The organism is Bacillus vallismortis, assembly GCF_040784915.1.
GTDB classification, from domain to species: domain Bacteria; phylum Bacillota; class Bacilli; order Bacillales; family Bacillaceae; genus Bacillus; species Bacillus subtilis_G.
Map to the genome: position 1 here is coordinate 1,477,939 of NZ_CP160797.1, position 17,037 is coordinate 1,494,975.

Sequence of the window (17,037 nt, forward strand, 5' to 3'; positions counted from 1 at the left end):
AATAGATGAAATTTGAACAATCTGATGTATTGAAGGAGCTGCCTCAACAATTCTTCGCTTCTTTGGTGCAGCAAGTGAACCGAAAGCTCGCAGAAGGACACGACGTCATCAATCTCGGACAGGGAAATCCGGATCAGCCGACTCCGGAACATATCGTCGAGGAAATGAAACGGGCTGTTGCTGATCCTGAAAATCATAAATACTCGTCTTTTCGCGGCTCATACAGTCTGAAATCAGCAGCGGCAGCATTTTATAAAAGAGAATATGGCATTGATCTTGACCCGGAAACTGAAGTCGCTGTATTATTCGGCGGGAAAGCCGGTCTGGTTGAGCTCCCGCAATGCTTGCTGAATCCCGGAGATACCATTTTAGTTCCGGATCCAGGCTATCCTGATTACTGGTCAGGTGTGGCACTCGCGAAAGCGAAGATGGAAATGATGCCGCTCGTAAAGGACAGAGCGTTTCTTCCTGATTACAGCAGTATCGCCGCTGAAGTGAGGGAACAGGCGAAATTGATGTATTTGAATTATCCGAATAATCCGACCGGAGCCGTTGCTACCCCTGACTTCTTTGAAGAAACCGTGAGTTTTGCGAAAGAAAACGGGGTCTGTGTCGTTCACGATTTTGCTTACGGCGCTGTAGGATTTGACGGCGGAAAGCCTTTAAGTTTTTTGCAGACTGAAGGTGCCAAGGATATCGGTATTGAAATTTACACACTGTCAAAAACGTATAATATGGCAGGGTGGCGGGTCGGCTTTGCCGTTGGAAACGCTTCGGTCATTGAAGCGATCAATCTGTATCAAGATCATATGTTTGTCAGTCTTTTCAGAGCGACTCAGGAGGCTGCAGCGGCGGCACTGTTAGCTGATCAGACGTGTGTGGCGGAGCAAAATGCCCGATATGAAAGCAGGCGAAACGCTTGGATCGCGTCATGCCGGAAAATCGGCTGGGATGTGACAGCTCCGGCAGGTTCATTTTTTGCATGGCTGCCTGTGCCTGAAGGCTATACTTCCGAGCAGTTCTCAAACCTTTTGCTGGAAAAAGCGAATGTGGCGGTTGCAGCCGGAAACGGCTTCGGTGAATATGGCGAGGGCTACGTCCGAGTCGGGCTGCTGACAAGTGAAGAAAGGCTGAAGGAAGCCGCTTATCGAATTGGGAAGCTGAACCTGTTTACCCAAAAAAGCATTGACAAGACTTGATAACGATGGGATAATTCGAAATAATTTATAAAATCTATATTTTCTTATCAAGAGCAGGCAGAGGGACGAGCCCGATGAAGCCCGGCAACCGACTTGTAAAGCACGGTGCTAATTCTTGCAGCTGGCGGCTGAGAGATAAGATTCGGACGAGAAACGAAACCTCTTTAGACGCGATTGCTGTTTGAAGAGGTTTTTTTATATGGATGAAAATGAAAGGAGCTCTGGCATGAGTGAGTTATTGGCAACATATCTCCTGACCGAACCGGGAGCCGATACAGAGAAAAAAGCAGAACAAATCGCAACAGGATTGACAGTTGGCTCTTGGACGGATTTGCCCTTGGTGAAACAGGAGCAAATGCAAAAGCACAAGGGACGGGTGATAAAGGTCGAGGAAAGAGAGGGAACTCCTGCATCAGGAAAACAAGCGGTGATCACAATCGCCTATCCTGAAATCAATTTCTCTCAGGATATTCCGGCTTTGCTGACAACAGTGTTTGGCAAGCTGTCGCTGGACGGAAAAATCAAATTACTCGATCTTCACTTCTCTGAAGCATTTAAGCGCACACTGCCGGGACCGAAGTTTGGCGTATACGGCATCCGGAAGTTGCTGGGGGAATTTGAGAGACCGCTGTTAATGAGCATATTTAAAGGGGTTATCGGAAGGAACTTGAGTGATATTAAAGAACAGCTCAGACAGCAGGCGCTTGGCGGAGTTGACTTGATCAAGGACGATGAAATTTTCTTTGAGACAGGTCCGGCGCCTTTTGAAACAAGAATTACAGAGGGAAAGCAAATATTGAAAGAAACGTATGAACAAACCGGGCATAAAACGCTGTATGCGGTCAATTTGACTGGACGTACGGCTGATCTGAAAGATAAAGCGAGACGCGCCGCCGAATTAGGAGCGGATGCGCTTTTGTTTAATGTTTTCGCTTACGGCTTGGACGTCATGCAAAGCCTTGCGGAAGATCCCGAAATTGCGATCCCGATTATGGCGCATCCAGCGGTCAGCGGGGCGTTCACATCTTCTCCGTTTTATGGCTTTTCTCACGCTCTTTTGCTCGGAAAATTAAACCGGTATTGCGGTGCTGACTTCAGTCTCTTTCCGTCGCCATACGGCTCGGTTGCGCTTCCGAAAGAACATGCGCTGGCGATTCATGAAGAATGTGTAAGAGAGGATGCCTTTAACCAAACATTTGCCGTTCCGTCAGCAGGCATTCATCCCGGTATGGTTCCGCTTTTAATGCGGGATTTCGGCATAGATCATATAATTAACGCCGGTGGAGGCGTACACGGACATCCGAACGGCGCTCAAGGCGGGGGCAAAGCGTTCAGAGCCATTATTGATGCGGTCTTAGAAGCCCAGCCGATTGATGAAAAAGCCGAACAATGCAAGGATCTAAAGCTTGCGCTTGATAAATGGGGAAAGGTTGAAGCCGTATGACGACCCGAAAACCTTTAATCATTTGTGACTTTGACGGAACCATCACGAGAAACGACAACATTATAAGCATCATGAAAACATTCGCTCCCCCGGAGTGGACGGCATTAAAAGACGGCGTCCTTTCCAAAACGCTGTCGATCAAGGAAGGTGTCGGGCGGATGTTCGGCCTTCTGCCTAGCAGTTTAAAAGAAGAGATTACAAGATTTGTATTGGAAGATGCAAAAATCAGGGAAGGCTTTCGGGAATTTGTAGCGTTTATCAATGAGCACGAGCTTCCGTTTTATGTCGTAAGCGGAGGAATGGACTTTTTTGTGTATCCTTTGCTTGAAGGCATTGTGGAGAAAGAACGTATTTATTGCAACCATGCGTCATTTGACAGCGACTATATTCATATTGACTGGCCTCATTCTTGCAAAGGATCATGCAGCAATCAATGCGGGTGTTGCAAACCGTCGGTGATACATGAACTTTCTGAAGCGGACCAATATCTCATCATGATCGGTGACTCGGTTACAGATGTGGAGGCGGCAAAGCTGTCTGACCTTTGCTTTGCAAGGGATTATTTATTAAACGAATGCCGGGAGCGAAATCTGAATCATCTCCCGTATCAAGATTTTCATGAGGTTAGAAAAGATATTGAGAACGTAACGGAGGTACAGGAATGGCTGCAAAACAAGAACGCTGGCGAGAGCTCGCTGAAGTAAAACGGGAATTGGCTGAAAGAGACTGGTTTCCGGCGACTAGCGGCAATCTGTCTATTAAGGTTTCTGATGAGCCTTTAACCTTTCTCGTAACCGCAAGCGGAAAAGATAAACGCAAAGAGACGGATGAAGATTTTCTGCTGGTGGATCAAAACGGAGAGCCTGCCGAAAGCGGGCATTCTCTGAAACCGTCAGCGGAAACGCTTTTGCATACACATTTGTACAATAAAACCAATGCCGGATGCTGCCTGCACGTCCATACGATAAACAATAATGTCATCTCAGAGCTATACGGAGACCAAAAGAAAATCACATTCAGAGGCCAGGAAATCATAAAAGCGCTCGGACTGTGGGAAGAGAATGCAGAAGTGACCATTCCGATCATTGAAAATCCAGCTCATATTCCGACGCTCGCGGCACTGTTTGCGGAAGAGGTTTCAGAAGATTCAGGAGCTGTTCTAATCCGAAATCACGGTATTACAGCTTGGGGCCGAACAGCATTTGAAGCAAAAAGAGTGCTTGAAGCATATGAATTTTTGTTCAGCTACCATTTGAAATTGAACACAATTCAGCATCAGCTGGTTAAATAAAAGGAGGAACTGAAATGGCAACAATTCGTATTCATGATGAGGCAAATACAACGATTGAAAATCAAGAGGAAGTAGCAAGCTTTCTGGACAGTCAAGAGGTCATTTATGAACAATGGGATATCAGTAATCTCCCGGAACAGCTTTCAGAGAAATATGATCTGACAGAAGAAGAAAAACAGCAAATCCTTGATGCCTTTGAAACTGAAATTAAAGATATTTCAAACCGCCGCGGCTACAAAGCACAGGATGTTATTTCATTGTCAGACAGCAATCCGAAACTTGATGAACTGCTTGAGAACTTTAAAAGAGAGCATCACCACACAGACGATGAGGTCCGTTTTATCGTAAGCGGCCATGGGATTTTTGTCATTCAAGGCAAAGACGGCACGTTTTTTGATGTCCGTTTAAACCCCGGAGATTTAATCTCAGTGCCTGAAAATATCCGCCATTACTTCACCCTTCAGGAGGACCGAAAAGTTGTCGCGGTAAGAATCTTTGTGACAACCGAAGGCTGGGTTCCGATTTATGAAAAGGACAGCGTGAATCAATAAGCAGGAAAAGAGGACAACATCCTAAAACTCAAAAAGTATTAGGATGTTGTCAACAATCTGAAAGCCCCTTTCAAATCGAACGGGGCTTCTTCATTGCAAACGCCATTTTTCATATCGTGACATTTCTTTTTTAATCAGTGTCCAAATCAAACCTAAAACAGCTGCATCGTCTATGATCCCAAGACCGAAGATAACGTCTGGAATGATATCGAGCGGCATGACGATATACAAGATGGCAGCAGTTAGAAGTAAAAGCGTTTTAACCTGTGAATGAGGGTAGTCGCCGTTTCTCCAATCACGAAGCATTTGCAAAAAAACAGTAATATGCTGGATACATTTTTTTCGGTTTTTCCTTTTTAAAATCGCTTTTCCGCCTGCCGCTCCGAGCATCAATGCTTTCTTTTTCTTCATGTGGCATACCTCCTGCCTGGCGGCGTGTTTAAGATATTCTTCCTCTGGGTATTGTTCTTCTAATCCTATCAATAAATCTATTATACCTGAAAATTTAACTTATTTAATGAAAATATGTTTACAAATAAAGTATAATCTGTAATAATGCACAATAACCCAATCAAACTTGTTTCCTATTTCTTAGCGGCGAGGGGTGAAGTGAATGGGCGGTTCTTCTGAACAAGAAAGATTGTTGGTGTCTATTGATGAAAAAAGAAAGTTAATGATAGATGCCGCTAGAAAACAGGGATTTACGGGCCATGACACGATCAGGCACAGTCAGGAGCTGGACTGTTTAATGAATGAATATCAGCAGCTTATGCTAGAAAACGAACATTCTCAAGGGATTCAAGGCCTTGTAAAGAAATTAGGCTTGTGGCCCCGCAGAGATGTCATGCCTGCATATGATGCAAATAAATAGCGGCGCTATCAGATGCATATATAAAGAGAGAGCTTTTCAGAAGCGCTCTTTTTTTCTGGAAAAATTCATATGAAAGAGGGAACTGATGAAAGAACTGGCGATTATCATTACTGAAATGATCAATCAATTTCATGATGCTTTTATTTCATTATGCGGAATGTTCGGCATTCATTTAACCGACAAAGAAATGCACTTTTGGGTGATTGGCGTTTTTGGCATTTTCTTTTTCGGCGTCACTCACGCTGTGTTTACTTGGATTTCTAAGTGGAGCATGACAGCCTTGTCCTTTATCTATACCGTTACAGTTATCATTGTCATCGTATTCGCGATTGAAATTCAACAAAAAGTGACGGGGAGAGGGAATATGGAGTTTTTAGATGCTACTGAGGGTTTAAAGGGTTTTTTGGTATTCTTTATGTTTTTTTTGCTTCTGAAAATGCTGCTGCGCTTCATCAAAATACTCTTTTCTGGCAGAACGGCGAGCAAGTCAAGTGGCAATGCCCGGTCACGAAGATAAAAAGCCCTCCTGACACAGTCAAGGGGGCTATGAAGCGGATACGGGGAGGATGATCGTCACCTCTGTACCTCTTCGCACTTCACTTTCGATATGAATGGAGCCTCCGTACATCAGCACAATCCGTTTACATACGACAAGGCCGAGACCGGTTCCTTTTTCTTTAGAAGTAACAAAGGGAAGGAAGATATGATCCAGCATTTCCTGAGAAATCCCTTCACCGTTATCCACAACTTTGATAATGGCCTTTTGATCCGAAGCACCCAAGGAGATCGTCAGTTTTCCTCCCTCAGGCATTGATTCGAGGCCATTTTTTGCTACATTTAAAATCACTTGTTTAATATGATCTTTTGTACATTTAACGAGTAAGGGCTGCCCGGTTAAATACTGTAATTCGACTTCAACATTGTATAGGTTGCCCTCAGAATAGATAATCGGCATAATTTCACCGATAATATCCTGAAGCGAGTTCAGCTCCCATTTTTCAGCTGTCGGTTTTCCGAGAACGAGAAACTCACTCACAATTTGGTTAATGCGCTTTATCTCTTGTTCAATAATGGAGAAGTACAGCTGATCTTCTTCACCTTTATATTTCTTTTGCAGCAGCTGAATAAAGCCGCTTATGCCGGTGAGCGGATTGCGGATTTCATGAGCTGTGCTGGCAGCAAGCGTCCCGATCAGCTCTAATTTTTGCGCCTCATTTTCTGAGCGCTCCAGCTGAGTCTGGCGTTTCAGCAAATAATACAGCACGAGAATAAAAAGGATATTCAGCAAAACAATAGTACATGAAAGTGGCAGAACAAGGCTTTTCGTCAGTTCTTCTATTGTGACCGGCTTCGGATATACTTTCATATTCCAGCTGATATCATCCAGAAATCCGCTGACTGGTTTCTGATCTTTTGCATGAGAGGCTTGTCCGCTCGTAAATATCATTTTCCCGTCTTGGTTCACTACTTCAATATAAACATCAGGGCTCAGCAAGTTAATGATATTTTTCAAATAATCAATTTGAATCGCTGCGACAAGATAATCTGTCACATTTCGTTTTGAGTCCAAAACAGGGACACAAATTGTAAAAATTGGCTGGCCTGTAATTCTGCTCGAATAACTTTCTGAAATGACTGTCTTTTTGGTTTCCTTCGCTTTTGTAAAAAAAGATCTGTCTGCCAGGTTTACTTTCGTTTTTAATTCTGTTGAACTTGCAGTGACGTCTCCTTTTGTATTAAGAAGATAGAGACCGGAAAATCTCGGCTCTGAATCAAAGGCTTTTTCCAAAATAGACTGCATTTTTTTTATATCAACCGGTCTGTCGATGGCGATGGACAGGGAGGTCATTCTCGCCTTTGTTTCTCCGATTAAATAATTAATTTTGTTGCGGTGAAGGTTCAGCATAACACTTGCTTCTTGCTTATGTTCTATAGCTATTGTATCTTTTTCTTTTTCATATACGAAAAAGCTGATGACGAGTGCCGGAATCACGACCAGTATCAAATAAAGTTTGATTCTCCCGCAGGCGCCTTTTAGTATTTTCAATTTGCATCGCTCCAACTTACACCTGATTAGAGGTATTATATCATTGTTTCTTCTTCTTTAATAAGAAAAAATAACCAAAAAAATTAGAAAAAGATGTTGGGTGGTTTACATGATCAAAAAGAAGAGAAATATTGGAAAGATTTTTATTGACATTTCCGTCTTTGTTTATTAATGTTTCTCTGTAACGGTTTCTAAAAGGATGATTGAGACATGACAGAAAAATCACTGAAGTTATTTATCGTGCTGTCGCGCGCGTATCGGTCTATTAACGATCATATGAATAAGCATATTCATAATCATGGGCTGAATCCGACTGAATTTGCTGTGCTTGAGCTGTTGTACCATAAAGGCGATCAGCCGCTGCAGCAGATAGGGGATAAAATTCTCTTGGCTAGCGGGAGCATCACATATGTTGTAGATAAGCTGGAGCAAAAAGAACTTCTCATTCGGAAAGCGTCTCCTACAGACAGACGAGTGACATTTGCACAAATCACTGAAAAAGGCACCGGTCTTTTGAATGATATTTTTCCTGATCACGCTGCGGAAATTGATGAAATGATCAGCGTATTAAGCGAAGAAGAGGTAGAGATGTGTACAGAGATGTTAAAAAGAGTAGGATTAAACGCAAAACAGTTTCATAATAAGTAAAAAAAGGAAGCCTGATCTATCACAAGGCTTCCTTTTTTTCTATTGTTCATTCGTTTCCGCAGCGCCTCTCGGCAAGATGAGAACTTCAACGCGCCGGTTTTTGCTTCGGCCTTCCGCAGTTTTGTTGGAAGCCACCGGTTTATACTCACCATAGCCCTTGGCACTGAACACTTTTGCGTCAAGCTTAGGGTTTTCAACCAGGAGTCCCATAAAGTTTACCGCTCTCATGACGCTTAAATGCCAGTTTGATTGGAATTCAGAATTTTTAATTGGCATATTATCCGTATGTCCGCTGATAATGATATTCCTCGGCGGGTTAATCACAAGAAGAGTGGAAATCTCTTTTGCAAGCCGAACATCTTCCTTACGGATGGTCGCTTTCCCAGAATCAAAGAAAATACTGTCTTTAATCGTAATCAGAAGACCTTCACTAGTCAATTTTGTTTCCAGCTGATGTTCGAGCTTTTTATCTTTGATGAACTTTTCTACCTGGCTCTTGACACTTTCAAGTTCTTCTTGATCAGCCGCTTTTTCTCGATCTTTCTTGTTTTTCTCTTTCTCTTCTTTTTCATCTTTCACTTCATCAATTCCGTCTGAATCGTTTTCAGGAGGGATGACACTGGAGTAGTCCATCACGCCGGTGCCGCCCGTAAAGACTTCATTAAATGATTTTGAAAGCATTTGAAACTTACCTGCGTCAATCGAGCTGCTCGCGTACAGCACAATAAATAAAGCCAGGAGAAGAGTTAGAATATCGGCGTAAGGAACCAGCCATGATTCATCAACGTGCTCGTCCTCATGCTTCTTCTTCTTTTTTCTCGCCATTTTGCGCCTCTCCTTGTTCTGCAAATTTCAAGCGGTCCTTCGCAGGAAGGTACATTAAAAGCTTTTGTTCGATGACTTTCGGTGCTTGTCCTTCAAGTACGGAAAGGACGCCTTCGATCATGACTTCACGCAGTTTTACTTCTTGTTTTGATTTTCGTTTTAATTTATTCGCGAAAGGATGCCATAATACATATCCCGTAAAGATACCGAGAAGGGTGGCAACAAAGGCCGCACTGATGGCGTGTCCAAGCTCATCTGTGTTATCCATATGAGATAGGGCGGCGATCAGTCCGATTACAGCGCCGAGTACTCCAAGTGTCGGCGCATACGTTCCTGCCTGTGTGAAAATAGCGGCTCCGGCCTGATGCCTGTCCTCCATTGCTTCGACTTCCTCTGTCATGATATCTCTGATAAATTCCGCGCTTTGCCCGTCAACAGCCATGCTGAGCCCGTTTTTGAGGAAAGCATCATCTACATCTTCAATGCTCGCTTCTAAAGCAAGAAGGCCTTCGCGGCGAGCAAGCTGGGCCCATTCAGAGAACATAGGAATAAGCTCTTCTATTGTCAGCTGTTTGTTTTCCTTAAATAACACTTGGAACAGCGCGGGCACTTTTTTAATTTCTTTAGTTGGGAACGCAATGACCACTGCTGAGATTGTCCCGGCGATAATAATTAAAATGGCAGCGGGGTTTGCAAGCGCGCTGAAACTGACGCCTTTCAGAACCATCCCCACGCTCAATGCCACAAAAGCAAGAATAACACCAATTAACGAAGTTTTATCCATAGTTTTCACCAAATCCTTTTTTTCTAGCTTGTCTATGGTTAATATCGGTTTCGGTACCCGGAACTTTAGGGAGATTGTGAATTTGTTCATGAAATATTCAAGGAAGAGGCATAGAAGGGAGAAATAAACAAATTCGGGGCCTTTCAAAAATTGAAAAGCCCGCGGGTTTAGCGGTATTGAAATTGGCAGCTTGCTCGCAAGATGTCCTTCAGACGGTTTTCATAACATAATAGAAATAAATATTCACTGTATATAAACATGTTCCATCCCTCCTTAAGAAAAAGTGTAAATGATAAAGGGGAGTAACACTTCGGGGGAAGGGACGGTATTTTCTCCGTCAAGAGTATGAATCCACAAAAAAACGGCTTCCTAAACAGGAAACCGCTCATTGTTATTTCGCGTGCACTTTGATTGTATGATCTTCTGCAGTCACATGGAAACTTGTGATCTCGCTATTGTCAAGCAGGAGATCGGTCATTTCATCTTCCACCCATTCTTGGATGGTTCTTCTGAGCGGACGTGCGCCGAATGAAGGGTGGTAGCCCAGCTCAGCGATTTTTTCTTTCGCTTCGTCTGTCACACTCAAGGTGATTCCGCGTTCTGCCAATGTTTCTTCAAGTTCTCCGAGCAGCAGGCTGACGATTTTGACCAAATGTCCTTTTTCCAGTGAGCGGAACTCAATAATGCTGTCAAAACGGTTGAGGAACTCAGGTTTAAAGAACATGCTGAGTGAATCAATCAATGTTTGTTCTTCGAATACACTGTCATCTGATTGGAAACCGACTTTCATTTGTTTCTCACCAGCACCCGCGTTGCTTGTCATAATAATCACAGTGTCTTTAAAGCTTACGGTTCTGCCTTGACTGTCTGTCAGACGGCCGTCCTCCATGATTTGCAGGAACATATGCTGAACGTCAGGGTGTGCTTTTTCAATCTCATCCAGCAACACGATGCTGTAAGGATTGCGGCGCACTTTTTCTGTTAATTGTCCAGCTTCCTCATGGCCGACATAACCAGGCGGTGAACCGATGATTTTAGATACGGCGTGTTTCTCCATGTATTCGCTCATATCAAGACGGATAATAGCGTCTTTTGTGCCGAATAGTTCATCCGCCAGCGTTTTAGAAAGCTCTGTTTTCCCTACACCAGTAGGACCGACAAAGAGGAAGGAGCCAACGGGTCTGTTTTTGGATTTTAATCCGGCGCGGCTTCGTCTTACCGCTTTTGCCACTTTTTGAACAGCGGCTTCTTGTCCGATCACACGTTCATGAAGTTTTGCTTCAAGCTCTTTCATTTTTGTTTGTTCATCCGCCTGCAGCTTGCCGACAGGGATGCCTGTTTTTTGTTCAATGATATCCTGAATATGGTCAGCTTCCACAGTGACAGCGGAATGAGAGGAAGAGCTGTTTGTTTTTTTCTCTAATGCGATTTCTTCATCACGGAGTTTTGCCGCCAGTTCGTAATTTTCCTCTTCCAGCGCTTTTGCTTTTTCGGCTTCAATCGCAGTTAAGCGTTCCGCCGCATCCTCATCATTCAGCTCATCAATTAACAGGTTGGCTTTTGAACCAGCTTCATCTAATAAGTCAATTGCTTTATCCGGCAGGTGTCTGTCCTGAATATAGCGGGATGATAAAGTCACACATGCTTTGATTGCTTCATCACTGAATGTCACGCCATGGTATGCTTCGTATTTGTCTTTGATCCCTTGCAGAATGAGGATGGCCTGTTCTATTGAAGGTTCCTGCACCATGATAGGCTGAAAACGTCTTTCCAGCGCGGCATCTTTTTCGATTTGACGGTATTCTTTCAGTGTTGTCGCACCGATGACTTGCAGTTCGCCTCTGGCAAGGGCGGGTTTGAGAATGTTGCCTGCATCCATAGAGCCTTCTGCAGAGCCTGCGCCAACGAGAAGATGAATTTCGTCAATGAACAGAATGACATTTTTTCGTTCTTTCAGCTCAGTGATCAGCTGTTTCATTCTCTCTTCAAATTGGCCTCTGATTCCTGTGTTTGCAACAAGGGATGCAACGTCAAGCAAGTAAAGTTCTTTGTTTTTCAGTTTGTTTGGAACATCGCCTTCAGCAATTTTTAAAGCGAGTCCTTCGGCGATGGCGGTTTTCCCTACACCCGGCTCACCAATGAGAACAGGATTGTTTTTGTTGCGGCGGTTCAGAATTTCGATCACGCGAGCGATTTCTTCATCACGGCCGATGACGGGGTCAATGAGACCGGCTTTTGCACCGTTTGTGATATTTTGAGCCAGCTCATCAAGCAACCCTTTTTTCTCGCTTTGTTTTGCTGCGTTTTGTTCTTTCGGCTGGAACGCTTGTTCAAACGGAAAACCGAAAGATTGAGGACCCATGCTCATTGAAGGTTTACGGGTCAGTTCGTTATAGCAAGTTTCACATAATACCATTTGTTTATGAACGGAATTAATTTGCATGTTAAGGCGAATCGTCGCCTCGTTTTGATGACAATGTTGACAACGCATTTGCCAAAACCTCCTTAAAAATTTGATCTATTTTGACCAATGAATGTGAATAAAAAGGCCGATTGAATTTGACCTTCTTTGACTATTAGTATACGGGAAACTTATCGGCTTTCAAAACAATATGCTCAGAGCAGTCTGACTATTTGACTAACTTTGACCAATTGGTTTTTAAAAAAGGCCGGCTCGTTTGACCAACTTTGATTCATAGTATACTCTGACCTTCTTTGACTTTCAAGTCATTTGCGCAAAATGTTTTTAAATTGTTTACAAAGTAAAACAAGTTTTCCCCTTCTTTTCAAGGAACTTGTCTCATAGGTTATAAAAGGCACATGTGGACAAAACTGCGGTTCGTTCGGAGGGGAGAAATGGAACAATCAAAAGGGTCAGCAAGTCAGCTTGCCTTTGTGTATGTCGGCACAGTAGTCGGAGCTGGGTTTGCGACTGGCAGGGAAATTGTTGAGTTTTTTCTGAAGTTCGGCTGGTTCGGTTTATTCGGTATTATCGTCAGCGGCGGAATGTTTACGTTTCTCGGGGCCAAGCTGATGATCATTTCAAAACGAATCAATGCCAAGTCCTATCAAGAAATGAACATATTCTTGTTCGGGGCGAAGGCTGGGCGGTTTATTAATGTGTTTATGCTGTTTGTACTCCTCGGCGTCACTTCTGTTATGCTTTCCGGGGCAGGGGCGCTTTTTGAGGAACAGCTGGGGCTGTCCCCTCAGATTGGGATGCTGATTACAATCGGTTTGAGCTTAATTGTGATGACTGGAGGAGTAAAAGGCATTTTCGGTGTCAATGTGTTTGTTGTTCCTCTTTTAATCATCTTTTCTATGATTGTGGTGGCCGACTCTTTTATTTTCAGCGAGTCGCGGAACGCAGCGCAGTGGGGATGGCCGCACCGCTGGGACTGGCTGTTATCAGCGTTTTCTTACGGCGCTTTAAATTTATCGCTTGCCCAAGCGGTCTTGGTTCCGCTGGCGAATGAAATGTCATCGGAAAAAGTGATAAAAAAGGGCGCTTTAGTCGGAGGGGCGATGCTGACGATTGTGCTGTCCGCGAGTTTTCTGTCTTTGTCGATGCTCCCGGATGTATTTTTGTACGATATACCGATGGCTCAAGTCGTTTATCTCTTTGCGCGGTCTGTCCATTTGATTTATTTGCTCATTATTTTCGGTGAAGTGTTCACATCGGTTATCGGCAATCTATATGGATTGGAAAAACAAGTGCAGAGCTTTCTTCCAATGAAAAGCAAATATATCTTTGCAGCCATTATGACCACGGCTTATATTACGAGCCAAATAGGATACGGCAAGCTCATTTCAACGATTTATCCATTGTTTGGCTATGTGAGTCTGGCGTTCATAGGCGCCCTGATTTGCAAAAAGGTTCCCCGGCGGCGCAGTTTGTAAATACAAGTAATGAAGTGAGCCGTCATTGCAGAACAATGATTGATCGGGAAGTCAGGGCTTACTTTTTTATTGTCAAGAAAAACAACATTATGGTAAGATAGTAGAAGTGAAAAATTGAAGAAAATCCGTGCGATATGCGGGAGAGGTTCTAGCTACACCCTCTATAAAAAACTAAGGACGAGCTGTATCCTTGGATACGGCCTTTTTTATGTTTTTCTAGAGCACCTTCCGAAAAGGTGTTTTTTTGTGTGAATCAGCTGTAGCGATGTCTCTCGCCGATGGTTTTATTGCGGAAAAGGAGAGGAATCATGAAAAAAGAAAAAGCAATTGTCGTATTCAGCGGCGGTCAAGACAGTACCACTTGCTTACTGTGGGCTTTAAAGGAATTCAAAGAAGTCGAAACGGTGACTTTTCATTATAATCAGCGTCATTCGCAGGAAGTTGAAGTGGCAAAATCGATTGCGGAAAAGCTTGGTGTGAAAAACCATTTGCTCGATATGTCACTTTTAAATCAGCTTGCACCGAATGCCCTGACAAGAAATGATATTGAGATAGAGGCAAAAGACGGTGAACTGCCATCCACATTTGTTCCGGGACGGAATTTGGTATTTTTATCTTTTGCATCTATTCTGGCATATCAAATTGGCGCGCGCCACATTATTACAGGAGTCTGCGAGACAGACTTCAGCGGTTATCCTGACTGCCGTGATGAATTCGTGAAATCTTGCAACGTAACGGTAAACCTGGCAATGGAGAAGCCGTTTGTGATTCATACGCCTCTCATGTGGCTCAATAAGGCGGAAACATGGAAGCTTGCAGATGAGCTTGGCGCCCTTGATTTTGTGAAAAACAACACGCTGACATGCTATAACGGCATCATCGCAGACGGCTGCGGCGAATGTCCGGCATGTCACCTTCGTTTAAAAGGCTATGAAGAATATATGGCGATGAAAGGAGAGCGTGCATAAATTGTTATCTCAAATTTATCCCCAGGCCCAGCATCCTTATTCATTTGAATTGAATAAGGACATGCACATCTCAGCTGCTCATTTTATCCCTCGGGAAAGTGCTGGAGCGTGCAGCAGGGTTCACGGGCATACGTATACCGTCAATATAACCGTTGCCGGCGACGAACTTGACGACTCCGGCTTCCTTGTCAATTTCAGCGTGCTCAAAAAACTGGTGCACGGAAACTATGATCATACGCTTTTAAATGATCATGAAGAATTTTCTCAGGACGATCGGTATTCGGTGCCGACAACTGAAGTTGTGGCGAAAACGATTTATGACAACGTACAGGCTTATTTAGACACATTGGAGAATAAGCCAAGCTGTGTACAGGTGTTTGTCCGGGAAACACCGACAAGTTACTGTGTCTACCGTCCGAAAAAGGGTGGTTTGAATGGCTAAAGGAATTCCTGTATTAGAAATTTTCGGCCCGACGATTCAAGGAGAAGGCATGGTAATCGGACAAAAAACGATGTTCGTTCGCACAGCCGGCTGTGATTATTCCTGCAGCTGGTGTGACTCCGCCTTCACTTGGGACGGGTCTGCTAAAAAAGATATTCGATGGATGACGGCTGAGGAGATTTTTGCAGAGCTTAAAGACATTGGGGGAGACGCGTTTTCCCACGTGACGATCTCGGGCGGCAATCCGGCCCTGTTAAAACAGCTGGGTGCTTTTATCGAACTGCTGAAGGAAAATAACATTCGTGCAGCGCTTGAAACCCAGGGGACTGTTTATCAGGAGTGGTTTACGCTGATCGATGATCTGACAATTTCTCCAAAACCGCCAAGCTCAAAAATGGTAACGAACTTTCAAAAGCTTGATTACATTTTGACATCACTTAAAGAGAATAACAGACAGCATGCTGTCAGCTTAAAGGTTGTCATTTTTAATGATGAAGATATGGCGTTTGCCAAAACCGTGCACAAGCGTTACCCGGGAATCCCGTTTTATTTACAAGTCGGTAATGATGACGTTCATACGACAGATGATCAGACATTGATTGCACATTTGCTTGGAAAATACGAAGCGCTTGTTGATAAGGTAGCTGCCGATGCGGAGCTGAATCTCGTCAGAGTGCTTCCGCAGCTGCACACCCTGTTATGGGGCAACAAACGCGGCGTATAATAGAAAGGAAGATAAATATGACGACAAGAAAAGAATCAGAATTAGAAGGTGTCACACTGCTTGGCAACCAAGGAACAAACTATTTGTTTGAATATGCGCCGGACGTGCTGGAGTCATTCCCGAATAAACATGTAAACCGTGATTACTTTGTAAAATTCAACTGCCCAGAATTTACATCTTTATGCCCGAAAACAGGACAGCCTGACTTTGCAACAATCTACATCAGCTATATTCCTGATGAAAAAATGGTTGAAAGCAAATCATTAAAGCTGTACCTATTCAGCTTCAGAAACCATGGTGACTTCCACGAAGACTGCATGAACATCATCATGAATGACTTAATCGAATTAATGGACCCGCGCTACATTGAAGTATGGGGCAAATTTACGCCAAGAGGCGGAATTTCCATTGACCCGTACACAAACTACGGAAAGCCGGGAACGAAGTACGAGAAAATGGCCGAGTATCGTATGATGAATCATGATTTGTATCCGGAGACGATTGATAATCGATAAGGAATCCGTTGTGTGAGACGAAGTGATGTTGCTGTAAAATACTGACATTTAGCGTCAATTTTAGGCGGGAATGTGACCCTACTGTGACCTGAGGTGCAACCTGAACTGTGACTTTTATGCAGCTGAAAATTGATAGAACAGAAGCAGTTTAAGGCGTACGATTTAGTACGTCTTTTCTTATTTTATCCACTAAAAAATGCTCTGCAAAGGACATCACTCTTAATCTAGACTTTTAATTGGTTTATATATTTTAGGTTTACCAAATGCAGTTTTTTCTTTGAGCGCATTGATTAATATGGAAAGAATAAAACCGGTTAAGAAGATCGGGAGGACAAGCTTATTTTTGAGACAGGATGTAGAGACCTTGAAAAAGGAACTTGAAGCTAATCAGAAATATCGTCCAAACAAATAAACCCCTCACTATGATGTGAAGGGGTGTTTTTTAATATTCACATGGTTTTTCTTCGCATTCTGGCTTTTCTTTAGCATCAACATACGATGAAGTTATAGTGTCATTTGACTTGTCATAAATCCCCCAAAACTCTTTTTCTTTGTTTCCGTTCAAATACCCCTCTGCATTAATACCGCCCATTGGATCTATTTCATATTTGTCCGAGAACTCAATTTTATCTATACCTTCATAGTTAGCATTTATGTAATCAGTCATTCGTTTTTTAGCTTTATCAAATAGTTCTAGTTCTGCAGTCTTAACTTTTTCTTGCTTTTCATCATATTGGTGTTTCATGTATATTCCCCCAAGTGTTATAATGATGATTGCTGACAACAGGATAATAATGTATTTTTTCATAAAACCATCCTTTCAGTGCT

The 17,037-nt window shown here is 43.3% G+C and carries 19 protein-coding genes, 1 pseudogene and 2 riboswitches; of the genes and pseudogenes, 14 read left to right on the plus strand and 6 right to left on the minus strand.

From position 1 onward, the window contains the following. Positions 1 to 5: 5 nt before the first annotated feature. The 5 genes from mtnE to mtnD all read left to right on the plus strand — a co-directional run bounded on the left by mtnE (position 6) and on the right by mtnD (position 4,485). The gene (mtnE, locus tag ABZM97_RS07485) at positions 6 to 1,199 is read left to right on the plus strand and encodes a methionine-glutamine aminotransferase (RefSeq protein WP_087990977.1); all 1,194 of its coding nucleotides are present in this window, start codon (positions 6 to 8) and stop codon (positions 1,197 to 1,199) included. Between the two features lie 41 nt (positions 1,200 to 1,240). Continuing rightward, positions 1,241 to 1,341: riboswitch (SAM riboswitch) on the plus strand. Between the two features lie 84 nt (positions 1,342 to 1,425). After that, positions 1,426 to 2,643, plus strand: a complete 1,218-nt coding sequence (gene mtnW / locus ABZM97_RS07490; RefSeq protein WP_141113382.1) for a 2,3-diketo-5-methylthiopentyl-1-phosphate enolase — start codon at positions 1,426 to 1,428, stop codon at positions 2,641 to 2,643. Continuing rightward, entirely contained in the window at positions 2,640 to 3,347 is a 708-nt protein-coding gene (gene mtnX, locus ABZM97_RS07495) for a 2-hydroxy-3-keto-5-methylthiopentenyl-1-phosphate phosphatase (RefSeq protein ID WP_087990979.1), read from the plus strand. The genes mtnW and mtnX overlap by 4 nt, the downstream gene beginning before the upstream one ends. Next, positions 3,305 to 3,934, plus strand: a complete 630-nt coding sequence (locus ABZM97_RS07500; protein ID WP_087990980.1) for a methylthioribulose 1-phosphate dehydratase — start codon at positions 3,305 to 3,307, stop codon at positions 3,932 to 3,934. The genes mtnX and ABZM97_RS07500 overlap by 43 nt, the downstream gene beginning before the upstream one ends. 14 nt (positions 3,935 to 3,948) lie before the next feature. Continuing rightward, positions 3,949 to 4,485: an acireductone dioxygenase gene (gene mtnD, locus ABZM97_RS07505; RefSeq protein WP_289347029.1), complete on the plus strand. Its 537-nt coding sequence runs from the start codon at positions 3,949 to 3,951 to the stop codon at positions 4,483 to 4,485. 90 nt (positions 4,486 to 4,575) lie between these two features. Here the strand turns inward: mtnD and ABZM97_RS07510 are convergent, their stop codons facing one another. After that, the gene (locus tag ABZM97_RS07510; protein ID WP_087990981.1) at positions 4,576 to 4,896 is read right to left on the minus strand and encodes a YkvA family protein; all 321 of its coding nucleotides are present in this window, start codon (positions 4,894 to 4,896) and stop codon (positions 4,576 to 4,578) included. 202 nt (positions 4,897 to 5,098) lie between these two features. Between ABZM97_RS07510 and spo0E the strand changes: the two genes are divergently transcribed. Together spo0E and ABZM97_RS07520 are read left to right on the plus strand one after the other, a co-directional pair. Beyond that, positions 5,099 to 5,356 (plus strand): aspartyl-phosphate phosphatase Spo0E, encoded by a 258-nt coding sequence (spo0E, locus tag ABZM97_RS07515; RefSeq protein WP_087990982.1) that lies wholly within the window; start codon positions 5,099 to 5,101, stop codon positions 5,354 to 5,356. A gap of 85 nt (positions 5,357 to 5,441) precedes the next feature. Further along, positions 5,442 to 5,873, plus strand: coding sequence for a hypothetical protein (locus tag ABZM97_RS07520; protein WP_087990983.1), 432 nt, complete (start codon positions 5,442 to 5,444; stop codon positions 5,871 to 5,873). Positions 5,874 to 5,900: 27 nt separating this feature from the next. Here the strand turns inward: ABZM97_RS07520 and kinD are convergent, their stop codons facing one another. Next, positions 5,901 to 7,418, minus strand: coding sequence for a sporulation kinase KinD (gene kinD, locus ABZM97_RS07525; protein WP_202328600.1), 1,518 nt, complete (start codon positions 7,416 to 7,418; stop codon positions 5,901 to 5,903). Positions 7,419 to 7,613: 195 nt separating this feature from the next. Between kinD and mhqR the strand changes: the two genes are divergently transcribed. Then, positions 7,614 to 8,051 carry a MarR family transcriptional regulator MhqR gene (mhqR, locus tag ABZM97_RS07530; RefSeq protein ID WP_087990986.1) on the plus strand — a complete coding sequence of 146 codons (438 nt, stop codon included), beginning with the start codon at positions 7,614 to 7,616 and terminating at the stop codon, positions 8,049 to 8,051. 39 nt (positions 8,052 to 8,090) lie between these two features. Here the strand turns inward: mhqR and motB are convergent, their stop codons facing one another. From motB to clpE, 3 genes are all read right to left on the minus strand, one after another. After that, positions 8,091 to 8,876: a flagellar motor protein MotB gene (motB, locus tag ABZM97_RS07535; protein ID WP_087990987.1), complete on the minus strand. Its 786-nt coding sequence runs from the start codon at positions 8,874 to 8,876 to the stop codon at positions 8,091 to 8,093. Beyond that, a complete protein-coding gene (gene motA / locus ABZM97_RS07540) occupies positions 8,848 to 9,660 on the minus strand; it encodes a flagellar motor stator protein MotA (RefSeq protein ID WP_087990988.1) in 813 nt (270 codons plus the stop codon). Before motA ends, motB begins: the two co-directional genes overlap by 29 nt. A gap of 391 nt (positions 9,661 to 10,051) precedes the next feature. Continuing rightward, complete coding sequence (clpE, locus tag ABZM97_RS07545; RefSeq protein WP_087990989.1) at positions 10,052 to 12,151, minus strand: ATP-dependent protease ATP-binding subunit ClpE; 2,100 nt, start codon at positions 12,149 to 12,151, stop codon at positions 10,052 to 10,054. A 365-nt stretch (positions 12,152 to 12,516) separates the two neighbouring features. Between clpE and ABZM97_RS07550 the strand changes: the two genes are divergently transcribed. The 6 genes and pseudogenes from ABZM97_RS07550 to ABZM97_RS07575 form a co-directional block, all read left to right on the plus strand. Further along, on the plus strand, positions 12,517 to 13,560 hold the full coding sequence (locus ABZM97_RS07550) for a hypothetical protein (protein ID WP_087990990.1): 1,044 nt from the start codon (positions 12,517 to 12,519) through the stop codon (positions 13,558 to 13,560). Between the two features lie 136 nt (positions 13,561 to 13,696). Beyond that, positions 13,697 to 13,741: riboswitch (PreQ1 riboswitch) on the plus strand. Positions 13,742 to 13,868: 127 nt separating this feature from the next. Continuing rightward, on the plus strand, positions 13,869 to 14,528 hold the full coding sequence (queC, locus tag ABZM97_RS07555; RefSeq protein ID WP_087990991.1) for a 7-cyano-7-deazaguanine synthase QueC: 660 nt from the start codon (positions 13,869 to 13,871) through the stop codon (positions 14,526 to 14,528). Then, entirely contained in the window at positions 14,521 to 14,970 is a 450-nt protein-coding gene (gene queD, locus ABZM97_RS07560) for a 6-carboxytetrahydropterin synthase QueD (protein ID WP_087990992.1), read from the plus strand. Before queC ends, queD begins: the two co-directional genes overlap by 8 nt. Next, positions 14,963 to 15,694: a 7-carboxy-7-deazaguanine synthase QueE gene (gene queE / locus ABZM97_RS07565; protein ID WP_087990993.1), complete on the plus strand. Its 732-nt coding sequence runs from the start codon at positions 14,963 to 14,965 to the stop codon at positions 15,692 to 15,694. Before queD ends, queE begins: the two co-directional genes overlap by 8 nt. Positions 15,695 to 15,711: 17 nt before the next feature. Further along, complete coding sequence (queF, locus tag ABZM97_RS07570; protein WP_003218613.1) at positions 15,712 to 16,209, plus strand: preQ(1) synthase; 498 nt, start codon at positions 15,712 to 15,714, stop codon at positions 16,207 to 16,209. Positions 16,210 to 16,486: 277 nt separating this feature from the next. Then, a pseudogene (locus ABZM97_RS07575) lies at positions 16,487 to 16,621 on the plus strand (DNA-binding protein); the annotation flags it as partial. Positions 16,622 to 16,651: 30 nt separating this feature from the next. On the opposite strand, the gene ABZM97_RS07580 reads toward ABZM97_RS07575, so the two are convergent. Continuing rightward, positions 16,652 to 17,017, minus strand: coding sequence for a DUF1433 domain-containing protein (locus ABZM97_RS07580; protein ID WP_253269048.1), 366 nt, complete (start codon positions 17,015 to 17,017; stop codon positions 16,652 to 16,654). Positions 17,018 to 17,037 lie beyond the last annotated feature (20 nt).

Excerpts from the sequence above, each read along its gene's own strand:
- mhqR (WP_087990986.1), top strand. The coding sequence starts at position 7,614 with ATGACAGAAAAATCACTGAAGTTATTTATCGTGCTGTCGCGCGCGTAT.
- mtnX (WP_087990979.1), top strand. The coding sequence starts at position 2,640 with ATGACGACCCGAAAACCTTTAATCATTTGTGACTTTGACGGAACCATC.
- spo0E (WP_087990982.1), top strand. The coding sequence starts at position 5,099 with ATGGGCGGTTCTTCTGAACAAGAAAGATTGTTGGTGTCTATTGATGAA.
- queF (WP_003218613.1), top strand. The coding sequence starts at position 15,712 with ATGACGACAAGAAAAGAATCAGAATTAGAAGGTGTCACACTGCTTGGC.
- ABZM97_RS07510 (WP_087990981.1), bottom strand. The coding sequence starts at position 4,896 with ATGAAGAAAAAGAAAGCATTGATGCTCGGAGCGGCAGGCGGAAAAGCG.
- ABZM97_RS07580 (WP_253269048.1), bottom strand. The coding sequence starts at position 17,017 with ATGAAAAAATACATTATTATCCTGTTGTCAGCAATCATCATTATAACA.
- mtnW (WP_141113382.1), top strand. The coding sequence starts at position 1,426 with ATGAGTGAGTTATTGGCAACATATCTCCTGACCGAACCGGGAGCCGAT.
- clpE (WP_087990989.1), bottom strand. The coding sequence starts at position 12,151 with ATGCGTTGTCAACATTGTCATCAAAACGAGGCGACGATTCGCCTTAAC.
- queC (WP_087990991.1), top strand. The coding sequence starts at position 13,869 with ATGAAAAAAGAAAAAGCAATTGTCGTATTCAGCGGCGGTCAAGACAGT.
- queE (WP_087990993.1), top strand. The coding sequence starts at position 14,963 with ATGGCTAAAGGAATTCCTGTATTAGAAATTTTCGGCCCGACGATTCAA.
- mtnE (WP_087990977.1), top strand. The coding sequence starts at position 6 with ATGAAATTTGAACAATCTGATGTATTGAAGGAGCTGCCTCAACAATTC.
- ABZM97_RS07500 (WP_087990980.1), top strand. The coding sequence starts at position 3,305 with ATGGCTGCAAAACAAGAACGCTGGCGAGAGCTCGCTGAAGTAAAACGG.
- ABZM97_RS07520 (WP_087990983.1), top strand. The coding sequence starts at position 5,442 with ATGAAAGAACTGGCGATTATCATTACTGAAATGATCAATCAATTTCAT.
- motA (WP_087990988.1), bottom strand. The coding sequence starts at position 9,660 with ATGGATAAAACTTCGTTAATTGGTGTTATTCTTGCTTTTGTGGCATTG.
- ABZM97_RS07550 (WP_087990990.1), top strand. The coding sequence starts at position 12,517 with ATGGAACAATCAAAAGGGTCAGCAAGTCAGCTTGCCTTTGTGTATGTC.
- motB (WP_087990987.1), bottom strand. The coding sequence starts at position 8,876 with ATGGCGAGAAAAAAGAAGAAGAAGCATGAGGACGAGCACGTTGATGAA.
- mtnD (WP_289347029.1), top strand. The coding sequence starts at position 3,949 with ATGGCAACAATTCGTATTCATGATGAGGCAAATACAACGATTGAAAAT.